This window comes from Streptomyces niveiscabiei (genome assembly GCF_033794345.1).
GTDB classification, from domain to species: Bacteria; Actinomycetota; Actinomycetes; order Streptomycetales; family Streptomycetaceae; genus Streptomyces; species Streptomyces niveiscabiei.
In genome coordinates, this window is the sequence record NZ_JARAYJ010000003.1 from 233,830 (window position 1) to 257,564 (window position 23,735).

20 protein-coding genes are annotated in these 23,735 nt (G+C 71.7%); 17 read left to right on the plus strand and 3 right to left on the minus strand.

Translation table 11 applies throughout. From position 1 onward, the window contains the following. Positions 1 to 35 precede the first annotated feature (35 nt). On the minus strand, positions 36 to 899 hold the full coding sequence (locus PV682_RS05420) for a LysR substrate-binding domain-containing protein (RefSeq protein ID WP_319724560.1): 864 nt from the start codon (positions 897 to 899) through the stop codon (positions 36 to 38). Between the two features lie 179 nt (positions 900 to 1,078). Between PV682_RS05420 and PV682_RS05425 the strand changes: the two genes are divergently transcribed. Further along, entirely contained in the window at positions 1,079 to 2,104 is a 1,026-nt protein-coding gene (locus PV682_RS05425; protein ID WP_319724863.1) for a bile acid:sodium symporter family protein, read from the plus strand. A 2-nt stretch (positions 2,105 to 2,106) separates the two neighbouring features. Here the strand turns inward: PV682_RS05425 and fdhD are convergent, their stop codons facing one another. Further along, positions 2,107 to 2,955: a formate dehydrogenase accessory sulfurtransferase FdhD gene (fdhD, locus tag PV682_RS05430; RefSeq protein WP_319724562.1), complete on the minus strand. Its 849-nt coding sequence runs from the start codon at positions 2,953 to 2,955 to the stop codon at positions 2,107 to 2,109. Between the two features lie 138 nt (positions 2,956 to 3,093). On the opposite strand from fdhD, the gene PV682_RS05435 reads away from it, so the two are divergent. The 4 genes from PV682_RS05435 (at position 3,094) to PV682_RS05450 (ending at position 6,450) form a co-directional block, all read left to right on the plus strand. Next, complete coding sequence (locus PV682_RS05435; RefSeq protein WP_319724563.1) at positions 3,094 to 4,419, plus strand: OFA family MFS transporter; 1,326 nt, start codon at positions 3,094 to 3,096, stop codon at positions 4,417 to 4,419. Continuing rightward, the gene (locus PV682_RS05440) at positions 4,397 to 4,522 is read left to right on the plus strand and encodes an MFS transporter small subunit (RefSeq protein ID WP_262414566.1); all 126 of its coding nucleotides are present in this window, start codon (positions 4,397 to 4,399) and stop codon (positions 4,520 to 4,522) included. Before PV682_RS05435 ends, PV682_RS05440 begins: the two co-directional genes overlap by 23 nt. Before the next feature lie 139 nt (positions 4,523 to 4,661). Beyond that, a complete protein-coding gene (locus PV682_RS05445; RefSeq protein ID WP_055720411.1) occupies positions 4,662 to 5,600 on the plus strand; it encodes a beta-ketoacyl-ACP synthase III in 939 nt (312 codons plus the stop codon). 175 nt (positions 5,601 to 5,775) lie between these two features. Beyond that, positions 5,776 to 6,450 carry a GntR family transcriptional regulator gene (locus tag PV682_RS05450; RefSeq protein WP_319724569.1) on the plus strand — a complete coding sequence of 225 codons (675 nt, stop codon included), beginning with the start codon at positions 5,776 to 5,778 and terminating at the stop codon, positions 6,448 to 6,450. Between the two features lie 64 nt (positions 6,451 to 6,514). Here PV682_RS05450 and PV682_RS05455 read toward each other — a convergent pair whose 3' ends face one another. After that, complete coding sequence (locus PV682_RS05455; protein ID WP_319724571.1) at positions 6,515 to 6,946, minus strand: DUF4231 domain-containing protein; 432 nt, start codon at positions 6,944 to 6,946, stop codon at positions 6,515 to 6,517. A 247-nt stretch (positions 6,947 to 7,193) separates the two neighbouring features. Here PV682_RS05455 and PV682_RS05460 point away from each other — a divergent pair, with 247 nt between their 5' ends. The 12 genes from PV682_RS05460 (at position 7,194) to PV682_RS05515 (ending at position 23,734) form a co-directional block, all read left to right on the plus strand. Continuing rightward, on the plus strand, positions 7,194 to 8,375 hold the full coding sequence (locus tag PV682_RS05460) for an ROK family transcriptional regulator (protein WP_055720414.1): 1,182 nt from the start codon (positions 7,194 to 7,196) through the stop codon (positions 8,373 to 8,375). A 157-nt stretch (positions 8,376 to 8,532) separates the two neighbouring features. After that, positions 8,533 to 10,050, plus strand: coding sequence for a sugar ABC transporter ATP-binding protein (locus PV682_RS05465; protein ID WP_319724575.1), 1,518 nt, complete (start codon positions 8,533 to 8,535; stop codon positions 10,048 to 10,050). Further along, positions 10,047 to 11,066 (plus strand): ABC transporter permease, encoded by a 1,020-nt coding sequence (locus PV682_RS05470; RefSeq protein WP_319724577.1) that lies wholly within the window; start codon positions 10,047 to 10,049, stop codon positions 11,064 to 11,066. Before PV682_RS05465 ends, PV682_RS05470 begins: the two co-directional genes overlap by 4 nt. Before the next feature lie 18 nt (positions 11,067 to 11,084). Beyond that, positions 11,085 to 12,131, plus strand: a complete 1,047-nt coding sequence (locus PV682_RS05475) for a substrate-binding domain-containing protein (protein ID WP_319724579.1) — start codon at positions 11,085 to 11,087, stop codon at positions 12,129 to 12,131. A gap of 77 nt (positions 12,132 to 12,208) precedes the next feature. Next, positions 12,209 to 13,423, plus strand: a complete 1,215-nt coding sequence (locus tag PV682_RS05480; protein ID WP_319724580.1) for a Gfo/Idh/MocA family protein — start codon at positions 12,209 to 12,211, stop codon at positions 13,421 to 13,423. Between the two features lie 12 nt (positions 13,424 to 13,435). Beyond that, positions 13,436 to 14,434, plus strand: coding sequence for a sugar phosphate isomerase/epimerase family protein (locus PV682_RS05485; RefSeq protein WP_319724582.1), 999 nt, complete (start codon positions 13,436 to 13,438; stop codon positions 14,432 to 14,434). 304 nt (positions 14,435 to 14,738) lie between these two features. After that, complete coding sequence (locus tag PV682_RS05490) at positions 14,739 to 17,234, plus strand: PQQ-dependent sugar dehydrogenase (RefSeq protein WP_319724584.1); 2,496 nt, start codon at positions 14,739 to 14,741, stop codon at positions 17,232 to 17,234. Positions 17,235 to 17,250: 16 nt separating this feature from the next. Beyond that, entirely contained in the window at positions 17,251 to 18,564 is a 1,314-nt protein-coding gene (locus tag PV682_RS05495; protein WP_319724867.1) for a ThuA domain-containing protein, read from the plus strand. Between the two features lie 74 nt (positions 18,565 to 18,638). Then, a complete protein-coding gene (locus tag PV682_RS05500) occupies positions 18,639 to 20,168 on the plus strand; it encodes an inositol-3-phosphate synthase (protein WP_319724586.1) in 1,530 nt (509 codons plus the stop codon). A 536-nt stretch (positions 20,169 to 20,704) separates the two neighbouring features. Then, positions 20,705 to 21,646, plus strand: a complete 942-nt coding sequence (locus PV682_RS05505) for a sugar phosphate isomerase/epimerase family protein (protein ID WP_319724588.1) — start codon at positions 20,705 to 20,707, stop codon at positions 21,644 to 21,646. A gap of 13 nt (positions 21,647 to 21,659) precedes the next feature. Next, positions 21,660 to 22,886: an EboA domain-containing protein gene (locus PV682_RS44265; RefSeq protein WP_407705603.1), complete on the plus strand. Its 1,227-nt coding sequence runs from the start codon at positions 21,660 to 21,662 to the stop codon at positions 22,884 to 22,886. After that, positions 22,886 to 23,734: a TatD family hydrolase gene (locus tag PV682_RS05515; protein WP_319724590.1), complete on the plus strand. Its 849-nt coding sequence runs from the start codon at positions 22,886 to 22,888 to the stop codon at positions 23,732 to 23,734. The genes PV682_RS44265 and PV682_RS05515 overlap by 1 nt, the downstream gene beginning before the upstream one ends. The last annotated feature ends 1 nt before the right edge of the window (position 23,735 follow it).

Genomic DNA, 23,735 nt, shown 5'->3' on the forward strand with positions numbered 1-23,735 from the left:
GCGCCGCAATCTCCACGGAATCTGCGCGCGGCCGATCACTGTCGGTGCAGGCGGACACCGCCCGCGAGGATCGCCGCCGCCAGCGCGTCCGCCGCCTGAGTCGCCGGGGGCCTGCTCCGGCCGTGCACCAGCACGAAGTCCACCGGGCCCAGCTCCGGCAGCCCGAACCGGTCCGGTACGCGGACCAGGCCCGGCGGCATCACCGTCCGCGAGTGCGCCATCACCCCGAGCCCCGCCCGCGCCGCCGCGACCAGCCCGCTCAGGCTGCCGCTCGTGCACACGATCCGCCACGCCCGGCCCTGCCGCTCCAGCGCCTCCAGCGCGAGCGCGCGCGTGATGCCGGGCGGCGGGTAGACGATCAGCGGTACGGGGCGCTCCGGGTCGAGCCTGAGCCGCTCGGCGCCGATCCACACCAGCTCGTCGCGCCAGACCAGCTCACCCCGCGGGTCCTCCAGGCGCCGCTTGGCGAGGACCAGGTCCAGCTTCCCGGCGGCCAGCCGCTCGTGCAGGGTGCCGGACAGCTCGACCGTCAGCTCCAGGTCCACCTCGGGATGTTCGTACCGGAACCCCTCCAGGATCTCCGGCAGCCGGGTCAGCACGAAGTCCTCCGACGCGCCGAACCTGAGCCGGCCCCGCAGCCGCGTGCCCGTGAAGAACGCGGTCGCCTGTTCGTGCACCGCGAGGATGCGCCGCGCGAAGCCGAGCATCGCCTCGCCGTCCTCCGTCAGCTCGACGGAATGCGTGTCCCGGCTGAACAGGGTGCGGCCGACCGCGTCCTCCAGACGGCGTACGTGCTGGCTGACGGTCGACTGACGCAGCCCGAGCCGCCGGGCGGCCTGCGTGAAGCTGAGGGTTTGCGAGACGGTGAGAAAGGTACGCAGGTGGGACGGGTCGTACATGGGGTCCAGGGTAGTGGTTATCGCCGGACGCGATAACAGTGAGTGCCGTATGGCGGATTCCCGATCACGGGCGGAGGGAGCAGCATGGAGAGGGGCGGTTGCGCCCTCGTTCTCTGTACGGACAGCACCTACGAACGCGCACGTGGAGCACAGTGAAACGCCTGCGATGGCCCAGCCGGATGCCGATCGACCCCTACATCCTTCTCCTCCTGGGGACCGTGGGCCTCGCGGCGCTGCTCCCGGCCCGCGGAACGGCCGCCGACACGGTCTCCGGCTTCTCCACCGGCGCCATCGCCTTCCTCTTCTTCCTGTACGGCGCCCGCCTCTCGACCCGCGAGGCGCTGGACGGCCTGCGGCACTGGCGGCTGCACGGCACCGTCCTGGCCTGTACGTTCGTGATCTTCCCGCTGCTGGGCCTCGCGACCGGCGCGCTCGTCCCGACGATCCTGACGCACCCCCTCTACCAGGGCGTCCTCTTCCTCACCCTGGTCCCCTCGACGATCCAGTCCTCCATCGCCTTCACCTCGATGGCCCGCGGCAACGTCCCGGCGGCCATCTGCGCGGGCTCCTTCTCCTCCCTGATCGGCATCGTCCTGACGCCCGTGCTGGCGGCCACCCTGCTGGGCAGCGCGGGCGGCGGCTTCTCGGCGGACTCCCTGCTGGAGATCGTCCTCCAGCTCCTCGTGCCGTTCCTCGCCGGGCAGCTGACCCGGCGCTGGATCGGGGGGTTCATCACGCGGCACAAGAAGGTCCTCGGACTCGTCGACCGGGGCTCGATCCTGCTGGTCGTCTACTCCGCGTTCAGCGAGGGCATGGTCCGGGGCATCTGGCACCAGGTGAGCCCCGGGCGGCTCGGGGCGCTGCTCGTCGTCGAGGCCGTGATCCTCGCGGTGATGCTGGCGCTCACCTGGTACGGCGGCAAAGCGCTCGGCTTCGGCCGCGCGGACCGGATCGCGATCCAGTTCGCGGGCTCCAAGAAGTCCCTGGCGTCGGGGCTGCCCATGGCCAGCGTGCTGTTCGGGGCGCAGGCATCCCTCGCCGTGCTGCCGTTGATGCTGTTCCATCAGATGCAGCTGATGGTGTGCGCGGTGATCGCCAAGCGGCGGTCCAGGGACGAGGTCGCGGACGAGGTCGCGGAGGAGGCTCCGGAGGAGAGCGCGGTCGTGTCGTCCGATCGCGCCCGGCCCCGGATCGAGGCGCGGTAGGGCTATGACAGGTGCGCGACGCCCGCCGTCTCGACCCGTTCCGCCCCCGCGTACACGTTCATGGACTTCCCCCGCAGGAACCCGACCAGCGTCAGCCCCGTCTCCTCGGCCAGATCCACCGCCAGGGAAGAAGGCGCCGAAACCGCCGCCAGCACCGGGATCCCCGCCATCACCGCCTTCTGCGCCAGCTCGAACGACGCGCGCCCCGAGACCAGCAGAACACTGCGGGACAGCGGCAGACCGCCGTTCTGGAGGGCGCGTCCCACCAGTTTGTCGACCGCGTTGTGCCGGCCCACGTCCTCGCGGACGTCCAGGAGTTCACCCTGGTCGCTGAAGAGGGCGGCGGCGTGCAGACCGCCCGTGCGGTCGAAGACCCGCTGGGCCTCCCGCAGCCGGTCGGGCAGCGCGGCCAGCAGGTCGACGCCGATCCGGACCGGCGGGTCGTCGGAGATGGGCCAGCGCGCGGTCGTCCGTACCGCGTCGAGGCTGGCCTTCCCGCACAGGCCGCACGACGACGTCGTGTAGACGTTCCGTTCGAGCGTGATGTCCGGTACGACGACCTGGGGGGTGGTGCGGACGTCGACGACGTTGTACGAATTGCCGCCGTCGACGGTCGCGCCCGCGCAGTACACGATGTTCTGGAGATCCCCCGCGTGCGCCAGGACGCCCTCGCTCACCAGGAAACCCGCGGCCAGCGCGAAATCGTCGCCCGGGGTGCGCATGGTGATCGCCAGGGGCTTGCCGTCGAGGCGGATCTCCAGCGGCTCCTCCGCCACCAGCGTGTCTGCGCGCGTGGACACGGCCCCGTCCCGGATACGGACCACTCTGCGGCGTTCGGTGACTCGTCCCATGCCGTTCATTGTCCCGCAGGGCCCCCGCGGGGCGGAACGATCGGTCCGACCGTTCGGCGCTCGGTGCATACCGCTCACCGCATACGGTCGACTCAGTGCCTTCTCAAGTGGCCGGAAGATTCCTACGGTTCCGGATTCATGAGTCCCCCCATCGCGCCGCCCGGCTGGAGCCGCTGGCTCGTTCCCCCGGCCGCCCTCTCCGTACACCTCTCGATCGGCCAGGCGTACGCCTGGAGCGTGTTCAAGCCGGCGCTGGAGTCCGCGCTGGACCTCAGCGGGACACAGAGCGCGCTGCCGTTCCAGCTCGCCATCGTGATGCTGGGCCTGTCCGCCGCGTTCGGCGGCACCCTCGTCGAACGCAACGGGCCGCGCTGGGCGATGACCGTCGCGCTGGTCTGCTTCTCGACGGGGTTCCTGGTCTCCGCGCTGGGCGCCGCGACCGAGCAGTACTGGCTGATCGTGTTCGGGTACGGGTTCATCGGCGGGATCGGGCTCGGCATCGGCTACATCTCCCCGGTGTCGACGCTGATCAAGTGGTTCCCGGACCGGCCGGGCATGGCGACGGGCATCGCCATCATGGGCTTCGGCGGCGGCGCGCTGATCGCCTCGCCCTGGTCGGCGCAGATGCTGGAGTCGTTCGGCAGGGACAGCGAGGGCATCGCGCTCGCGTTCCTCGTCCACGGGCTGACGTACGCGGTGTTCATGACGCTCGGCGTGCTGCTCGTACGGGTGCCGAGGCCGGCGGAGACGGCGTCGGCGGTCTCCGTCGCTGTCTCGGGGCCGCAGGTTTCCGCGAGCAGCGCTGTGCGGACCCCGCAGTTCTGGTGCCTGTGGGTCGTCCTGTGCATGAACGTGACCGCCGGGATCGGCATCCTGGAGAAGGCCGCGCCCATGATCACGGACTTCTTCGCGAACACCTCGCAGACGGTCACCGCCACGGCCGCCGCCGGGTTCGTGGCGCTGCTGTCGGCCGCGAACATGGCGGGCCGCATCGGCTGGTCGTCGGCGTCCGACCTGATCGGCCGCAAGAACATCTACCGCGTGTACCTGGGCGCCGGCGCGCTGATGTACGCCCTGATCGCGACGTTCGGCGACTCCTCGAAGCCGCTGTTCGTGGTCTGCGCGCTGGTCATCCTCTCCTTCTACGGCGGCGGGTTCGCCACGATCCCCGCGTACCTGAAGGACCTGTTCGGCACCTACCAGGTCGGCGCGATCCACGGGCGGCTGCTCACCGCCTGGTCGACGGCCGGCGTCCTCGGTCCGCTGATCGTCAACTGGATCGCCGACCGGCAGGAGGAGGCCGGCAAGGACGGCGCCTCCCTCTACACCGTCTCCCTGTTCATCATGATCGGCCTGCTCGCCGTCGGCTTCGTCGCCAACGAGCTGGTCCGCCCCGTCCACCCCCGTCACCATGTGACGGCCGCTCCCAAGGAGGCCGCCGATGTCCGAGCAGAGTCCGCCTGACCGGCGTCCGCTGATCGTCTTCGCCTGGGTGTGGGTGGGGGCGCCGCTGGCCTATGGCCTGTACGAGCTGGTACAGAAGGCCACGAAGCTGTTTACCGGCTAGTAGAGCCTTGGGGCGCCGCAGTTGTGAGGGAAGCTGACAACAGGTGCGCCCGTTTCCTGTCGCTTCACCTGCCCGCCTACCCGTGAGTCACTGACCAGACTGGGGAATCCCGCTACCCAAGGCCACGAGGGGACCCCAGATGAACGGCTCTCGCATCGCCGCCGTCGGTCACTATCAGCCCGCCAGGCTGCTCACGAACGCGGAGCTGGCGGGCATGGTCGACACCAGTGACGAATGGATCTCGTCACGGGTGGGCATCCGCACCCGCCATATCGCCGGCCCCGACGAACCCGTCGACGAACTCGCCGCGCACGCCGCCGCCAAGGCCCTCGCCGCCGCCGGGCTCGGCCCGGGCGACATCGACCTCGTGCTCGTCGCGACGTCCACGGCCGTCGACCGCTCGCCCAACATGGCCGCCCGGGTCGCCGCCCGCCTCGGCATCCCCGGGCCCGCCGCGATGGACCTCAACGTCGTGTGCGCCGGGTTCACCCACACGCTGGCCACCGCCGACCACATCGTGCGCGGCGGTGGCGCGAGCCGGGCGCTGGTCATCGGCGCCGACAAGATGTCCGAGGTCACCGACTGGACCGACCGCACGACCTGCGTCCTCGTCGGGGACGGGGCGGGCGCCGCCGTCGTCGAGCGGTCCGAGGAGGCCGGGATCTCGCCGGTGCTGTGGGGGTCGGTGCCGGAGATGGGGCACGCCGTGCGCATCGAGGGGCAGCCCGCGCGGTTCGCGCAGGAGGGGCAGAGCGTCTACCGGTGGGCCACGACCCAGCTGCCGCCGCTCGCCCGGCAGGCCTGCGAACGCGCCGGGCTCGCGCCGGCCGACCTCGCGGCCGTCGTGCTGCACCAGGCCAACCTGCGCATCATCGAGCCGCTCGCGGAGAAGATCGGGGCGGTGAACGCGGTGGTCGCGCGGGACGTCGTCGAGTCCGGGAACACGTCCGCCGCGAGCATTCCGCTGGCGTTCTCGAAGCTGGTGGAGCGGGGGGAGATCTCCAGCGGGGATCCGGTGCTGCTGTTCGGGTTCGGGGGGAACCTGTCGTACGCGGGGCAGGTGGTGCGGTGCCCGTAGGGGGGTGGTGCCTGTGGGGTGCGGTGCCCGTAGCGGGTGCCTGATGGGTGCTCGTGGCGGGTTCGCGGCCTCGGGGCGGGCCGTTTCGCGCCGTAGACTGTAGACGAAAGACAATCGATACTGGCTCTCCGATGCAGGCGCGTGATGCTTGGGGCGCTGCCCAGGAGGGGACGCGATGTTGACGTCTGGACTGCCGCACGGTTCGGTGCCCCGGCTGGAGCGGCCCGGGCCCCTGCGGGACCGCGTCTACGAGGCGCTGCTCGAACTGATCATCACGCGCGCGCTGCGGCCCGGCCAGCACCTCGTCGAGAGCGAACTCGCCGGGCACCTCGGGGTCTCGCGCCAGCCCGTGCGGGAGGCGTTGCAGCGGCTGAACACCGAGGGGTGGGTGGACCTGCGGCCCGCGCAAGGGGCGTTCGTGCACGAGCCCACGGAGGAGGAGGCCGACCAACTCCTCACGGTACGCACGCTGCTGGAGGCCGAGGCGGCCCGGCTCGCCGCCGCGCAGCCGACCGACGCGGGGCTCGCGGAGCTGCGGGACATCCACGAACAGGGCCTCGACGCGGTCGCCCGCGACGACGTGGACGCGGCCGTCGCCCTCAACGCCCGCTTCCACGCGGTCATCATGGACCTGGCCGGCAACACGGTCCTCGCGGGGCTCGCGGCGCAGGTCGACCGGCGGGTGCGGTGGTACTACACGCCGATAGCGCGGCAGCGGGGGCGCAAGTCCTGGGACGAACACCGGGAGTTGATCGCGGCGATCGCGGAGCGGGACGAGGAGCGGGCCACGCGGTTGATGCGGGAGCACACGGAGCACACGCGGCGGTCGTACCACGAGCGGGAGAAGTAGGGGCGCGGGGAAAGGGCCGGGGCGCGGGGAAGGGACCGGGGCGGCCGGGCGGGGCCGGGGGTGGCTACTCCTCGCGCGTGCTGGCCAGTTGGACCCACACGCCCATCTCCTGCTGCTCCACCCTGGTCACCGCCGCCGCCAACCGCCGGTCCCTGGACGCCGGTTCGTCGTACGGTTCGCCGCCCGTCCGGTACAGCCTGCGCTCCGCCTCGATCGCCTCGCGGGCCTGGCTGAAGCGCAGGAAGTCGTCCTGCCAGTGGAAGACCGAGCGCAGCCCGGTGAGGACGACGACCAGCCCGCCCAGGACCGCGGGGACCTTGGCGTCGCCGGGGGAGAGGACGGCCGCCACGGGGATCGCGGCGCCGAACACGATCTGGAGGCACTCGGAGATCCGGTAGTACTTCCGGGCCTTCGTGGCGGCCTCGCGGTACCAGTCGTACGACGCGTTCGCCAGCGCCATCGCGTACCCCGGCTCCTCGCCCGTCCCCTGCGTCATGCGCGCGCCCCCTGTATGTGATGGGCCATCAGCTGTATGCGATGGGCCATCAGCGTAGCCAACTCCCCGGACATTTCCCCCTCTTCGGAACCGGCGGACGATCTCGCACCGATCTTTGTCCTGTGAGTGGAGAAAGTCGGCGGTAATTCCCGCACAACTTCTTCCCAGCTTCGGCGCCCGCTGCTACGTTCCCTTCGAAAGCACGAACGGACGGCCGACGTGAGGCGGGGAGGGGCACGTGAGACGGATGACGGCACGGCCCGCGAACGCCCATCAGGCCAGGCTGCTGCACCTGTTGCGGGACGGCGGCCAGAGCTCCCGGGCCCAGCTCGGCGACCAGGTCGACCTCTCCCGGTCGAAGCTGGCCGTGGAGGTGGACCGGCTCCTGGAGACCGGACTGGTCGTCGCCGACGGCCTCGCTGCCTCCCGGGGCGGACGGCGCTCGCACAACGTGCGCCTCAACCCCGAACTGCGCTTCCTGGGCGTCGACATCGGCGCGACCTCGGTCGACGTCGCCGTCACCAACGCCGAGCTGGAGACGCTCGGTCACCTCAACCAACCGCTCGACGTCCGCGAGGGACCCGTCGCGGTCTTCGAGCAAGTCCTCGCCATGACCGCCAAGTTGAGGGCCACCGGCCTCGCCGACGGCATCGACGGCGCGGGCATCGGCGTCCCCGGCCCGGTCCGCTTCCCCGAGGGCGTCCCCGTGGCGCCGCCGATCATGCCGGGCTGGGACGGCTTCCCCGTACGGGAGGCGCTCAGCCAGGAACTCGGCTGCCCGGTGATGGTCGACAACGACGTGAACCTGATGGCGATGGGGGAGCAGCACGCCGGGGTCGCCCGGTCCGTCGCCGACTTCCTCTGCGTCAAGATCGGCACCGGCATCGGCTGCGGCATCGTCGTCGGCGGCCAGGTCTACCGCGGTACGACCGGCAGCGCCGGCGACATCGGTCACATCCGGGCCGTACCGGACGGCAGGCCCTGCGCCTGCGGGAACCGGGGCTGCCTGGAGGCCCACTTCAGCGGCGCGGCGCTGGCCCGGGACGCGATGGAGGCGGCGCGGCAGGGGCTGTCCGCCGAACTCGCCGAGCGGCTCGCGGTGAGCGGCACGCTGACCGGCGCGGACGTCGCCGCGGCGGCGGTCGCCGGGGACACCACCGCGCTCGACCTGATCCGTGAAGGGGGGAGCCAGGTGGGGCAGGTCATCGCCGGGCTCGTCTCCTTCTTCAACCCCGGCCTGGTGGTGATCGGCGGCGGGGTGACCGGCCTCGGCCACAACCTGCTCGCCGCGATCCGTACCCAGGTCTACCGCCAGTCGCTGCCCCTGGCGACCGGCAACCTGCCCATCGTCCTGGGGGAGTTGGGTCCCGCCGCCGGAGTCATCGGCGCGGCCCGGCTGATCAGCGACCACCTGTTCTCTCCCGCGTAGGCGGCGTCCGCCGCCCCTCTGCACAGCGCCGCTCCCGTTCTGCCGTGACCACTCCGCCGTAATCGCTCAACCGGCATGTCCAGTAACGGAGTTCACCCGTCCGGGAGTTCCGCCACGCCCTGACACCGGCCCGCACCGCCCGCCGAGGGGATCCACCATGGCACCTCAAGCACCGCTGCTCAGCATGTCCGGCATCACCAAGTCGTTCCCCGGCGTCCGGGCCCTGGACGGCGTCGACCTCGACGTCCAGGCCGGTGAAGTGCACTGTCTGCTCGGCCAGAACGGCGCGGGGAAGTCCACGCTCATCAAGATCCTGGCCGGCGCCCACCAGCCCGACGGCGGCACGATCCGCTGGCGCGGCGAGGAGGTCACGCTGCGCTCCCCGATCGCCGCGATGCGCCTCGGCATCGCGACCATCTACCAGGAACTCGACCTCGTCGAGCACCTGTCGGTGGCCGAGAACGTCTACCTGGGCCACGAGCCGACGGCCGCCGGGTTCGTCGTCCGCTCCAGGTCGGCGAAAGCGGCGACCGCCGCCCTGCTCAAGCGACTTGGCCATCCGGAGGTCCAGCCGGGGAAGCTGGTCGGGGAGTTGTCGGCGGCCCAGCGGCAGATCGTGTCGATGGCCCGGGCCCTCTCGCACGACGTACGGCTCATCGTGATGGACGAGCCGTCCGCCGCGCTCGACCCGGACGAGGTCGACAACCTGTTCCGGATCGTCGCCGACCTCACCGCCGACGGGGTCGCCGTCGTCTACATCTCGCACCGGCTGGAGGAGATCCGCCGGATCGGGGACCGGGTGACCGTCCTCAAGGACGGCCGCGCGGTCGCCGGAGGGCTGCCCGCCGAGTCGACGCCCACGAGTGACGTGGTCGCGCTGATGACCGGCCGCAACGTCGAATACGTCTTTCCCGAACGGCCCGTTGACGCACCGTCAGGGACTCCGGTGCTCGAAGTGCGCGGGCTCGCCCGGGACGGCGAGTTCGAGCCCGTCGACTTCGAGGTGCGGGCCGGGGAGATCCTCGGACTCGCGGGCCTGGTCGGCTCCGGGCGCTCCGAGATCCTGGAGACCGTGTACGGCGCCCGCAAACCGACGGCCGGTCACGTCCTCGTCGAAGGCAGGCAGTTGAGGCCGGGCAGCGTACCCGCCGCCGTCCGCGCCGGGCTCGGGCTCGCCCCCGAGGAACGCAAGGCGCAGGCCCTGCTGATGCTCCAGTCCGTCACCCGCAACGTCTCCGTCTCCACCCTCTCCCGCTTCGCGCGGGCCGGCTGGATCGACCGCACCGCCGAACAGGGCGCCGCCCGCGCCGCGACCCGCGAACTCTCCCTGCGCCCCGACAACCCGTCCGCCGCCGTGCGCACCCTCTCCGGCGGCAACCAGCAGAAAGCGGTCCTCGCCCGCTGGCTGCTGCGCGGCTGCAAGGTACTCCTCCTCGACGAGCCGACCCGCGGCGTCGACGTCGGAGCGCGCGCCGAACTCTACGCCGTCGTACGGCGGTTGGCCGACGAAGGGCTCGCCGTGCTGCTCGTCTCCAGCGAGGTGCCCGAAGTCCTCGGCCTCGCCGACCGCGTCCTGGTCCTGCGCGAGGGCCGGGTCGTGCACACCGCCCCCGCCCGCGAACTCGACGAACACCGTGTCCTCGACCTCGTCATGGAAGGAAGCCCCGCGTCATGACGCAGCCCGTCTCCCCGCCGCGGGACAGCGCCGACAAGGTGCCCGCACTCGATCAACACCCCGGCTGGCGCGCCGTGTTGGTCCGCGCGGACGTCCGTACGCTCTCCCTGGTCGGCGTCCTCGCCGTCCTGATCGCCATCGGCGGGATCACCAAGCCCGACGAGTTCCTCGACACCCGCAACCTCCAACTCGTCCTCACCCAGGCGTCGGTGATCGGTGTCGTCACCGTCGGCATGACCTTCGTCATCATCTCCGGCGGCATCGACCTGTCCGTCGGCGCGATCGTCGCCCTCTCCTCGGTGTGGGCGACCACCGTCGCCACCCAGGAGTACGGCTTCGCCGGCGTCCTGTTCACCGCCGTCCTCGTCGGCCTCGGCTGCGGACTCGTCAACGGGGTGCTCATCGCCTACGGCGGGATGGTGCCGTTCATCGCGACCCTCGCCATGCTCGCCTCGGCGCGCGGACTCGCCCTCCAGATCACCGACGGGCAGACCCAGATCGTCACCATCTCCGGCATCCTCGACCTCGGCGAACGCGACTCCTACGTCCTCGGCATTCCGCCGCTCGTCCTGGTGTTCGCGTTCGTGACGGTCGTCGGCTGGCTGCTGCTGAACCGGACCACGTTCGGGCGCCGGGCCGTCGCCGTCGGCGGGAACCCCGAGGCCGCGCGGCTCGCCGGCATCGACGTACGGCGCCAGCGCCTCTACCTCTACCTGCTGTCCGGGCTGTGCTGCGGGATCGCCGCGTTCCTGCTGATCATCCTGTCCGGCTCCGGCCAGAACACCAACGGCAACCTGTACGAGCTCGACGCCATCGCCGCCGCCATCATCGGCGGAACCCTGCTCAGCGGGGGGCGTGGCACCATCGTCGGCTCCGTCCTCGGCGTCCTGATCTTCACCACGATCACCAACATTTTCGCCCTGAACAACCTCCAGACCGACGTCCAGCAGATCGCCAAGGGCGCGATCATCGTCGCCGCAGTCCTCGTCCAGCGCCGAACCGCGAACGCGACCTGAGGAAAGGTTCTCACCGCCATGGCACACATCCCCAGCCGCAGAGGGCTGCTCCTCGGGAGCGCCGCCGTCTCGGCCGCCGCCGTCCTCACCGCTTGCACCAGCAACGAGGCGAGCGACGACAAGGACCAGGCCGCTGACAGCGGACAGCCCGCCGCCGACGACAAGCCCGGCAAACAGGTCACCGTCGGCTTCGCCGGGCCCCAGGCCGACCACGGCTGGCTCAACGCGATCAACGACCAGGCCAAGAAGCGCGCCCAGAAGTACTCCGACGTCACGCTGGAGATCACCGAGGGCTCCAACGACACCGCCCAGCAGATCGGGCAGATCGAGACCCTCATCAACAAGAAGGTCGACGTCCTCGTCATCCTGCCCGCCGACGGCAAGGCCCTCACCCAGGTCGGCCTCAAGGCGATGCGCGCCGGGATCCCCGTCGTCAACCTCGACCGGATCTTCAACACCCCCCAGGCGTACCGCTGCTGGATCGGCGGCGACAACTACGGCATGGGCTTCAACGCCGGCCGCTACATCGGCGAGAAACTCAAGGGCAAGGCGAACGCGAAGGTCGTCGAACTCGCCGGCATCGACAACCTGGAGCTGACCCGCCAGCGCACCCAGGGCTTCGACGACGCCCTGAAGAACTATCCGGGCATCCGCAAGGTGGCCCGCCAGGCGGCCGACTTCACCGTCGAGTCCGGACAGGCCAAGATGGCCCAACTCCTCCAGGCCCAGCCCCAGTTCGACGCCCTGTGGAACCACGACGACGACCAGGGCGTGGGCGCCCTGCGCGCCGTCTCGCAGGCCGGGCGCGACGACTTCCTCATGGTCGGCGGCGCGGGCGCGCTCTCCGCGATGCAGGCCATCAAGCAGGACAACGGCGTCCTCAAGGCGACCGTCCTGTACCCGCCGACGATGGCCGCCTCCGCGATCGACCTCGCCCGCGCCCTCGGCCAGGGCAAGGGCGTCGGCGGACTCGCCGAGTTCGAGATCCCCGCCTCGATCACCCTGTACTCCGCCGTCGTCGACAAGACCAACGTCGACCAGTACCTGCCCACCGGCTTCAGGTGACAGAACCGGCCGGGCCCAGGGGAGCGGCCCGGCCCGCATCCCCCCACCGCGCGCACCACGACGAGGAGGACCACCGCATGGAACAGCCGCAGGAGCCGAGGGAGTCGGCCGCGGAACCGGGGAAGCCGCCGCTGCGCGTCGGCATGGTCGGCTACGCCTTCATGGGCGCCGCCCACTCCCAGGGCTGGCGCACCGTCGGCCGGGTCTTCGACCTCCCCCTCACCCCGGTCCTCGCCGCGATCTGCGGGCGCGACCCGGACGCGGTACGCCAGGCCGCGGACCGGCACGGCTGGGAGTCCGCCGAGACCGACTGGCGCGAGCTGATCGCCCGCGACGACATCGACCTCGTCGACATCTGCACCCCCGGCGACAGCCACGCCGAGATCGCCCTCGCGGCCCTCGCGGCCGGCAAGCACGTGCTGTGCGAGAAGCCCCTCGCGAACACCGTCGAAGAGGCCGAGGGCATGGTCCGCGCCGCCGAAGAGGCGTACGGGCGCGGGCAGTTGGCCATGGTCGGGTTCAACTACCGCCGGGTTCCCGCGACCGCGTTCGCCCGGCAGCTGGTGGACGCGGGCCGGCTCGGCAGGCTGCGCCACCTGCGGGTGACGTACCTTCAGGACTGGCTCGTCGACCCGGAGTTCCCGCTCACCTGGCGGTTGCGGAAGGAGCTGGCCGGGTCGGGGGCGCTGGGGGACCTCGGTGCCCATATCGTCGATCTCGCCCAGTACTTGGCGGGGGAGCGGCTCGCCGGGGTGTCGGCGCTGACCGAGACGTTCGTCCGGGAACGTCCGCTGCCGGGTGGCGCCACGAGCGGCCTGTCCGCCGGGGGCACTTCCTCGGGCACGGGGACCGTCACCGTCGACGACGCCGCCCTGTTCACCGGGCGGTTCGCCTCCGGTGCCCTCGCCTCCTTCGAGGCCACCCGCTACGCCACCGGCCGCAAGAACGCCCTGCGCATCGAACTCAACGGCGAGAAGGGCTCGTTGTGGTTCGACCTGGAGCGGCTCAACGAACTCTGGTTCCACGACGGCACGCTGCCCGACACCGAGGGCGGCTTCCGCCGCATCCTCGTCACCGAACCCGACCACCCCTACCTCGGCGCCTGGTGGCCCCCGGGACACGGACTGGGCTACGAGCACACCTTCGTCCACCAGGCCCGCGACCTCGTCCACGCCGTCGCCGAACTCCGCGCCCCCGAACCGTCGTTCGCCGACGGGCTCCAGGTGCAGCGGGTGCTCGCGGCGGTCGAGGAGAGCGCCGAGAAGAACTCCGTCTACACCCCGGTCAACTGAGGAGGCCCGAGCATGCCGCGCCCGTTCACCCTGTTCACCGGACAGTGGGCCGACCTTCCCCTGGAGGAGGTCTGCCGGCTCGCCCGCGACTTCGGCTACGACGGACTCGAACTCGCCTGCTGGGGCGACCACTTCGAGGTCGACAAGGCCCTCGCCGATCCCTCGTACATCGAGTCCCGGCGCCAACTCCTCGACAAATACGGCCTGAAGTGCTGGGCCGTCTCCAACCACCTGGTCGGGCAGGCCGTCTGCGACGCCATCATCGACGAGCGGCACCAGGCGATCCTGCCCGGCGACGTGTGGGGGGACGGCGACCCCGAGGGCGTACGGCAGCGGGCCGCCGAGCGGATGCGGGACACGGCGCGGGCCGCCGCCGCGTTCGGGGTCGACACCGTCATCGGGTTCACCGGGTCCGCGATCTGGCACCTCGTCGCCATGTTCCCGCCCGCGTCCGAGGCGATGATCGAGCGGGGGTACGAGGACTTCGCCGCGCGGTGGAACCCGATCCTGGACGTCTTCGACGCGGAAGGGGTGCGGTTCGCGCACGAGGTGCACCCCAGTGAGATCGCCTACGACTACTGGACCACCCATCGCGCGCTGGAGGCCGTCGGGCACCGGGCCGCGTTCGGGCTCAACTTCGACCCCTCGCACTTCGTGTGGCAGGACCTCGATCCCGTCGGGTTCCTCTGGGACTTCCGGGACCGGATCTACCACGTGGATTGCAAGGAGGCGCGCAAGCGGCTGGACGGGCGCAACGGGCGGCTCGGGTCGCACCTGCCGTGGGGCGACCCCCGGCGTGGGTGGGACTTCGTGTCGGCCGGGCACGGGGACGTTCCCTGGGAGGACGTGTTCCGGATGCTGCGGTCCATCGACTATCAGGGGCCGATCTCCGTCGAGTGGGAGGACGCCGGGATGGACCGGCTCCAGGGGGCGCCGGAGGCGCTGGCCCGCTTGAAGGGGTTCGACTTCGAGCCGCCGTCGAGTTCGTTCGATGCGGCGTTCTCCAGCTGAGGGGGGTGAGGTGGGCTGGGTGGAGGGGGGCGGTGGCTGAGCCATTTGGCCACTGAGCCACTCGGCCAGCGAGCCACCGCACCGGCAGGAGTGGCTGAGCCACTCGGCCACCGAGCCACCGCACCGGCAGGAGTGGCTGAGCCACTCGACCAGCGAGCCACTCAGCCACTCACCCACCGATCCACCGATCCACTCGTCTTGTCCGGGCCGGCCGCGTCACCCCGCAGCCGGCCCCGCACTCCCCGCTCCGGGATGACGGCGCATCCCGGCGTACGCACCCGCCCGCACCACCCTGGAGGCACCCGTGCACGGGAACGACCCCACCAACCGCACCCCGAGAAGACGTACCGCGCTGCGCAAAGCCGTCGCGCTGGCGACCGGCGCCCTGCTCGCGGGGGCGTCGCTCAGCCTGACCTCACCCGTCGCCGGCGCAGCCGTCGCCCACGACCCCGCCCCGGCACCGTCCGCCGCCGAGGACTTCCAGCAGGTCACCCTCGCGAAGGGCGAGGCGGAGGTCGGTGAGCCGATGTCGCTCGCCGTCCTGCCGGACCGTTCTGTCCTGCACACCTCCCGCGACGGCGAACTGCGCCTCACGGACGCGGCCGGCAACACCCGCCTGAGCGGCAAGCTCGACGTCTACTCCCACGACGAGGAGGGCCTCCAAGGCATCGGCGTCGACCCGCAGTTCAGCACGAACCGCTTCATCTACCTCTACTACGCACCCAAGTTGAACACCCCGGCCGGCGACGCCCCCGAGACCGGCACCGCCGCCGACTTCGCGCCCTTCGACGGGGTCAACCGCCTCTCCCGGTTCACGCTGAACGCGGACGGCACCCTGAACACGGCCAGCGAGAAGCAGATCCTGGACGTCCCCACCACACGCGGCCTGTGCTGCCACGTCGGCGGCGACATCGACTTCGACGCGGCCGGCAACCTGTACCTGTCGACGGGCGACGACACGAACCCCTTCCAGTCCGACGGGTTCACCCCCATCGACCAGCGCGAGGGCCGCAACCCCGGCTTCGACGCCCGGCGTTCGGCCGGCAGCACCAACGACCTGCGCGGCAAGATCCTGCGTATCAAGGTGAACGCGGACGGCTCGTACACGGTCCCCGACGGCAACCTGTTCGCGCCCGGCACGGCCAAGACGCGGCCCGAGATCTACGCGATGGGCCTGCGCAACCCGTTCCGCTTCAGCGTCGACAAGGCCACCGGGTACCTCTACATCGGCGACTACGGCCCCGACGCGGGCGCCGCCGACCCGAACCGGGGTCCGGCCGGGCAGGTCGAGTTCAACCGCGTCACCGGCCCCGGCAACTTCGGCTGGCCGTACTGCACGGGCGCGAACGACGCGTACAAGCAGTACGACTTCGCCACGAAGACCTCCGGCGCGGCCTTCGACTGCAACGCCCCGAAGAACACCTCCCCGCACAACACGGGCCTCGTCGACCTGCCCCCGGCGCAGCCCGCGTGGATTCCCTACGACGGCGCCTCCGTACCGGAGTTCGGCGACGGATCCGAGTCCCCGATGGGCGGCCCGGTCTACCACTACGACGCGAACCTCGACTCGCCGGTCAAGTTCCCCGAGGCGTACGACGGGGACTTCTTCGCCGGGGAGTTCGGCCGCCGCTGGATCAAGCGCATCTCCAGCGACGCGAACGGCACGGTCCAGTCCATCAAGGACATCCCCTGGTCCGGCACCCAGGTGATGGACATGGCGTTCGGCCCCGACGGCGCGCTGTACGTCCTCGACTACGGCCTCTCCTGGTTCGGCGGCGACGAGCACTCCGCGCTGTACCGCATCGAGAACGCGACCGACGGCCACTCGCCCGTGGCCCAGGCAGCCGCCAACAGGACATCGGGGCAAGCCCCGTTGAAGGTGAGGTTCTCCTCGGCCGGGACGTCCGACCAGGACGGCGACGCGCTCACCTACCGCTGGGACTTCGGCGACGGCGCGACCTCGACGTCCGCGAACCCGTCGCACACGTACCGCAAGAACGGCACGTACACGGCGACGTTGACCGCGAAGGACCCCGACGGCCGTACCGGCAGCGCGAGCGTCCAGGTCATCGTCGGCAACACCGCGCCCACCGTCGTCATCCAAACCCCCCAGGACGGGCAGCTGTTCAGCTTCGGTGACGCGATCCCGTTCACGGTGAAGGTCACCGACCCCGAGGACGGCAAGGCGATCGACTGCTCCAAGGTCACCGTCCGCTTCATCCTCGGCCACGACAGCCACGGCCACCCGATCACCTCCGCGACCGGCTGCACCGGCACCCTCCAGACCAGCGCCGACGGCGGCCACGACCCGAACGCCAACATCTTCGGGGTGCTCGACGCCGAGTACACGGACAACGGGGGCGGCGGCCAGGCCGCGCTCACCTCGCACGACCGCAACGTCCTCCAGCCCCGGCACCGGCAGGCCGAGCACTACGGCAACTCCAGTGGGGTGACGGTGACTTCGCGGACGTCCGCGAACGGCGCGAAGACCGTCGGCGCCATCGAGAACGGCGACTGGATCTCGTTCACGCCGTACGCGCTGCGGGGCGCGAAGTCGGTCACGGCGAGGGTCGCCTCCGCCGGAGCCGGCGGCACTCTGGAGATCCGTGCGGGATCGGCCAGGGGCACCCTCCTCGGGAAAGCCAAGGTGCCGGTGACCGGCGGCTGGGAGACCTACCAGGACGTCACCGCGAAGCTGTCCAGGGCACCGCGCGGGACCACCGCCCTCTACCTCGTCTTCAAGGGCCGCAGCGGTCAACCCCTGTACGAGATCGACGACTTCACCTTCACCACCAACTGAGAGGCACGCCCCCATGATGCGCGCACTGAGCGCGGTCGCGGGCGCCACCCTGCTCCTCGGCGCTCTCGCCGAACCAACTGCCCTGGCCCGCCCGGACGATACGGCGCCCCGCGTCCTCGTCTTCTCCAAGACGGCCGGCTTCCGGCACGACTCCATCCCCGACGGCATCAACGCGATCCGTGAACTCGGCGCCTCCAGCGGCGAGTTCAGGGTCGACGCGACAGAGGACGCGAGCGCCTTCAGCGCCGCGAACCTCCGCCGCTACGCCGCCGTCGTCTTCCTCTCCACCACCGGGAACGTCCTCGACGAACCCCAACAGGCTGCGTTCGAGCGGTACATACACAAAGGAGGTGCCTACGTAGGCGTCCACGCAGCCGCCGACACCGAGTACGACTGGGCGTTCTACGGCGGCCTCGTCGGCGCCTACTTCCGCGGCCACCCGGCGATCCAGCCGGCCGACATGGTCGTCGAGGACCACGCCCACCCGGCGACGTCCGGTCTCCCGCCGACCTGGCACCGCACCGACGAATGGTACGACTACCGCTCCAACCCCCGTTCGTCCGTACGGGTGTTGGCATCCCTGGACGAGTCGTCCTACACCGGCGGCGGCATGAACGGCGATCACCCGATCGCCTGGTGCCAGACCTACCAGGGAGGCCGCGCCTTCTACACCGGCGCCGGACACACCAAGGAGTCGTACACGGACCCGGGTTACCGGGCGCACCTGCTCGGCGGGATCCGGTACGCGATCGGCGCGGCCCAGGCCGACTGCCGTCCGGAGAGCGGCTACACGAGCCTCACCGACGGCGACTGGAGGCAGGCCGGCCCCGGCTCCTTCACCCGCTCCACGGACGGGACCTGGACCTCGTCCGGCGGGATGGGGCTCCTCTGGTACGCGGGGCGTGCCCTCTCCGCGTACTCGCTGAAGCTCGACTGGAAGGTGACCGGCGACTCCAACTCCGGTGTGTTCGTGGGGTTTCCGGCCTCCGACGACCCCTGGTCGGCCGTCGATCACGGGTACGAGGTGCAGATCGACGCCACCGACGTGCCCTCGCGGACGACCGGCGCCGTGTACGGGTTCAAGTCCGCCGACCTGAGGAAGCGCGACCGCGCGCTGAATCCGCCGGGGGAGTGGAACACGTACGAGATCCGGGTGGAGGGCGAGCGGCTGCGCGTCTGGCTCAACGGCGTGCGGATCAACGACTACACCAATCGTGACCCCGCGCGCAGCCTGCGCGACGGACACATCGGGCTCCAGAACCACGGGCCCGCCGACGAGGTGTCGTTCCGCGACATCCGCGTCAAGGAACTGCCCGCCGAGGGCCGTTGAACGGCGGCGGGCGGGAGACGCCGGACTCCCGCCCGCCGTCCCTCGCAACTCACGTACACCGCAAGGAGGTTGCCATGCCCGACGTAGGCGTCTGGCTGATCGGCGCACGCGGCTCCGTCGCCACCACCGCCGTCGCGGGCTGCGCGGCCGTGACCGCCGGACTGCGTCCCCCGACCGGACTCGTCACGGAGAAACCGGAGTTCACGGACTCGGGCCTGCCGCCGCTGACGTCACTGGTCTTCGGGGGCCACGACATCTCGGACACCCCCCTCGTGAAACGGGCGGAGGAACTGGCGGCGGAGGGGGTGCTGCCGACGGGGCTCGCGGCGGCGGTGGAAGCCGAACTGGCTGCCGCTGAGCGGGAGATCAGGATGGGGCGGGGTCGGGGGGAGGCTGGTGCTGGTGCTGGTGGCGATGCCGGTCGTGGTGGCGGTGGTGGCGTGGATGCCGTACGTGTCGACGCCGGTGGCGGGTACGAGGCGGGGGAGCCGTCGGTTCCCGGTGACGGCGTCGCCGGTGGTGGAGGTCCTTCCGGGCTGCTGGAGAGCGACGAGGCGTGCGTTGCCGCTCTCGCCGCTGACATCCAGGAGTTCGTACGGCGCAGGGGGCTCGCCCGCGCGGTCGTCGTGAACGTCGCCTCCACCGAGGCGGCTCCCGACGGCGCTGCCCTGCCGCCGAGTTCGCTGTACGCGGCGGCGGCTCTGCGCGCCGGCTGCCCCTACGTCAACTTCACGCCCTCCACGGGGCTGCACCACCCCGCGCTCGCGGGGCTCGCGGAGGCGCGCGGGCTGCCGTATGCCGGGCGGGACGGGAAGACCGGGCAGACCCTGCTGCGCTCCGTCCTCGGTCCGATGTTCAACCGGCGTGCGCTGGAGGTCCGTTCCTGGTCCGGCGTCAACCTCCTCGGCGGTGGGGACGGTGCCGCGCTGGCCGATCCCGGTGCCGCCGCCGCGAAGAACGCGGGCAAGGAGAGGGTCCTCGCCGACACGCTGGGTACGACCCCCGAGGGCCGCGTCCACATCGACGACGTACCCGCCCTCGGCGACTGGAAGACCGCGTGGGACCACATCGCCTTCGACGGCTTCCTCGGCACGCGGATGACCCTCCAGACGACCTGGCAGGGCTGCGACTCCGCCCTCGCCGCACCTCTGGTCCTCGACCTCGCCCGTCTCGCGCTACGCGCCCACGAACGCGGCCTCTCCGGCCCACTGCCCGCCCTGGCGTTCTTCTTCAAGGACCCGGTGGGGGAGGCGGCTGCGGGGCTGGAGGAGCAGTGGGGGGAACTGGTGCGGTTCGCGGGTGAGTTGGGGGCGGAGGGGGATGGTGCCGGGAGGGGGTTCGTGGCGGAGGGGATGGATGGTGATGGTGCCGGGCGGGGGGCTGTGGGTGCGGGTGCGGGTGCGGATGGCGATGGTGCCGGGCAGGGGGTCGCGGGTGCGGAGGCGGGTGCGGGTGCGGGTGCGGGTGCGGATGGTGATGCTGTCGGGCAGGGAGCCATGGCGGCGGGTGCGGATGGTGATGCCGCTAGACGGGGGGCCGTGAGGACGGGAGTGGATGGCAGTGCTGTCGGGCGGGGGTCCGAAGCAGGGGGTGAGGGAGCGTGAGCGGGGTTGGGGGGCGTGGGGCTGTGGTTGGTGTGCGAGGGGCGGGGAGGGGCGGTGTGCGCGAGGGCGCGCTCGGGGTGGCCGGTGGCTGTGGGGGCAGGCGCGGGGCTAGGCCGGCCGATGGCCGCGTGCCCGAGGGCGAGGCCCAGGCGGAGGGTCGTGACCTCCCCAGTGCCCGGGCCGAGTCGGGCAGTGGGGCGTACGGTGCCGAGGAACTGGTGAGTGGAGCGCCGCAGGCGGGAAGCGATCACCTTTCCGCGTCCCACTGCGAGCCGGGTTTCCGCACCTCCGGGTCTCCCAGCGAGCTGGGCGACCCCTTCTCCGTGTCCCGCAGTGAGCCGGGTTTCCGCTCCCCAGGGGCTCTCAGCGAGCCGGGCTCCTGTTCTTCCGTGTTCCGCTCTTCCGCGTCCCGCAGCGAGCTGGGCGACCGCTCTTCCGCGTCCCGCAGCGAGCTGGGCGACCGCTCCTCTGCGTCCCGCAGTGAGCAGGGCTCCGGCTCCTCCGGGTCTCCCCGCGAGCCGGGTTCCCGTTCTTCCGTGTCCCGCTCCTTTGCGTCCCGCAACGCGCCGGGTTCCCGCTCCTCCGAGTCCCGTCCCGCGCCGCACGCCTCCCTCCAGGCCCGGCCCCCGGCCCCTCACCCCCTCCGCTTCGGCTACGGCACCAACGGTCTCGCCGACCTCAGGCTCGACGACGCTCTCGCCCTCCTCGCCGACCTCGGCTACGACGGGCTCGGCCTGACGCTCGACCACATGCACCTCGACCCCCTGGCGCCGGACCTGATGACCCGTACCCGGCGGCTGGCTCGCCGGCTCGACGTGCTCGGGCTGGCCGTGACCGTGGAGACGGGGGCCCGCTACGTCCTGGACCCGCGCCGCAAGCATGGCCCCTCGCTGGTCGACGCCGACCCACAGGACCGTGCCCGCCGGACCGACCTGCTGATCCGCGCGGTGGACGTCGCAGAGGAGCTGGGCGCGGAGGCCGTGCACTGCTTCAGCGGCGTACCCCCTGAGGCCACCCCGGACGACACGGCGTGGAAGCGGCTCACGGAGAGCCTCGCGCCCGTCCTGGAGCGGAGCGCCACCGCCGGTGTCCCCCTCGCGATCGAACCCGAACCGGGCCATCTGCTCGCCACCCTCGCCGACTTCCACCACCTGCGCGGCCTCCTGGACGACCCCGCCGACCTGGGTCTGACCCTGGACATCGGCCACTGCCAGTGCCTGGAACCCCTCCCGCCCGCCGACTGCGTCCGGGAAGCCGCACCTTGGCTGCGGCACGTCCAGATCGAGGACATGCGGCGCGGCGTCCACGAGCACCTCCCCTTCGGTGAGGGCGAGATCGACTTCCCGTCCGTCCTCGCGGCCCTCGCCGCGAGTGGCTACCGGGGCCTGACGGTCGTCGAACTCCCCCGCCACTCCCACGAGGGCCCTCACCAGGCCATCCGCTCCCTCCCCTTCCTCGAATCCGCGGCCACTCCCTGAAGGAGGCCCCCCGATGCCCCACCCGCGCCGCCCGTCGTCCCCACGGGCCTCCGAGAACACCCCCACCCCCCACCCGGCGACCACTGAAGCCGCCCCACGCCCGGGCGCGGTACCCCCTGGCGCAGGGCTCTCCGCTGCCGAAGAAACGCCCCCCGCCCCCCGAGCCGAAGCGAAACCCCCCGAACCCGACCCCCACCCGGCCACCGAACTCCCCACCGCAGCCGACCCCCGCGAGCCTGCAAACCTCCATGTCGCAAGCGAACCCCGCGACCCCGCAAACCTCCCCACCGCCACCGAACCACCCGTACCCGGCACCCCCACCGCCGCCGAACCAACCGCCCCCGCACACCCCCTCACCCCCGACCCCCCGTCCCCCGCCCACACCCCTCCCCCCACGCTCCACGACCACCTCCGCACCCACCTGCCCCCCACCCCCTTCGCCTGGCTGAACCAAGCCCTCACCCAACTCCCCTCCTGGGAACGCCACTTCACCGAGGCCGCCCGCCGCTGCGGCCCCCGGTACGCCGACGCCGCCCGGGTCCTCCTCCTGCACGCGGCCCACCCCGACACCCCCGCCCTGACCCGCCTGTACGCCCACGCCACCCCGCCCGAACGCCGCGCGATCCTGCACGCGCTCCCGCACCTCACCGTCACCCCCGACGCCCTCCCCCTGGTCGAGGACGCCCTGCGGACCAACGACACGACCCTCGTCGCCGCCGCGCTGGGCCCGTACGCCGCCCGCCACCTCGACGCGCACGCCTGGCGCCACGCCGTACTGAAGTGCCTGTTCACCGGCGTCCCCGTGGACGAGGTGGCCGGCCTGGAGGACCGCGCCCGGGGTGACACGGAGCTCGCGCGGATGCTCCGCGACCAGGCGGCGGAACGCACCGCGGCGGGCCGCCCGGTCCAACCGGACCTGCGCAGGGTCCTCGCCCTGGCCGAGACCCCGAGGCCCGGCCCCGAACAGCCACGGCACCCGGCAGGGCCGGCACCGAAGACCGAAACCCCGGCGCCGAAACGAGAGCCCACCCCACCGAAGCCCTCGACACAAGCACCGAACCTCCCGCCGCAGCCCGCGACACAAGCACCGAACCTCCCGCCGCAGCCCGCGGCGGAAGCGCCGAACCTCCCGCCGCAGCCCGCGGCGGAAGCGCCGAACCTCCCGCCGAACCCCCCACCGCAGCCCCCGGCCCAAGCACCGACCCCCCCGGCCCAAGCCCCCCGACGGACGGAGCCGTGATGCGCCTCTTCGACCCCCACATCCACATGACGTCCCGCACGACGGACGACTACGAGGCCATGCACGCGGCCGGCGTCCGCGCCCTCGTCGAACCCGCCTTCTGGCTCGGCCAGCCCCGAACCTCCCCCCAGACCTTCTACGACTACTTCGACGCCCTCCTCGGCTGGGAACCCTTCCGCGCGGCCCAGTACGGCATAGCCCACCACTGCACGATCGCCCTGAACCCGAAGGAGGCGAACGATCCGCGCTGCACCCCCGTCCTGGACGAACTGCCCCGCTACCTCGCGAAGGACCACGTCGTCGCGGTCGGTGAGATCGGCTACGACAGCATGACCCCCGCCGAGGACACCGCCCTCGCCGCGCAGCTCCAGCTCGCCGCCGACCACGGCCTGCCCGCCCTCGTCCACACCCCGCACCGCGACAAGCTCGCGGGCCTGCACCGCACCCTCGACGTCCTGCGTGAATCCGAACTCCCCCCGGAGCGCGTCCTGTTGGACCATCTGAACGAGACGACGGTCACCGCGGCCCTGGACAGCGGCTGCTGGCTCGGCTTCTCCGTCTACCCGGACACGAAGATGGACGAGAAGCGCACGGTCACCCTCCTGCGCCGCCACGGCCTCGACAGGATGCTCGTCAACTCGGCGGCGGACTGGGGGAGGAGCGACCCCCTCAAGACGCGCGCGGTCGCCGACCTGATGCTCGGGGAGGGGTTCACCGAGGACGACGTGGACCGCGTCCTGTGGCGCAACCCCGTCGCGTTCTACGGCGCGAGCGGCCGGCTCGACCTGGACGCCGGCGCCCCCGAGCCCACCCACGAGGGCAACTCCGTGCTGCGCGGAGGGGAGTGAC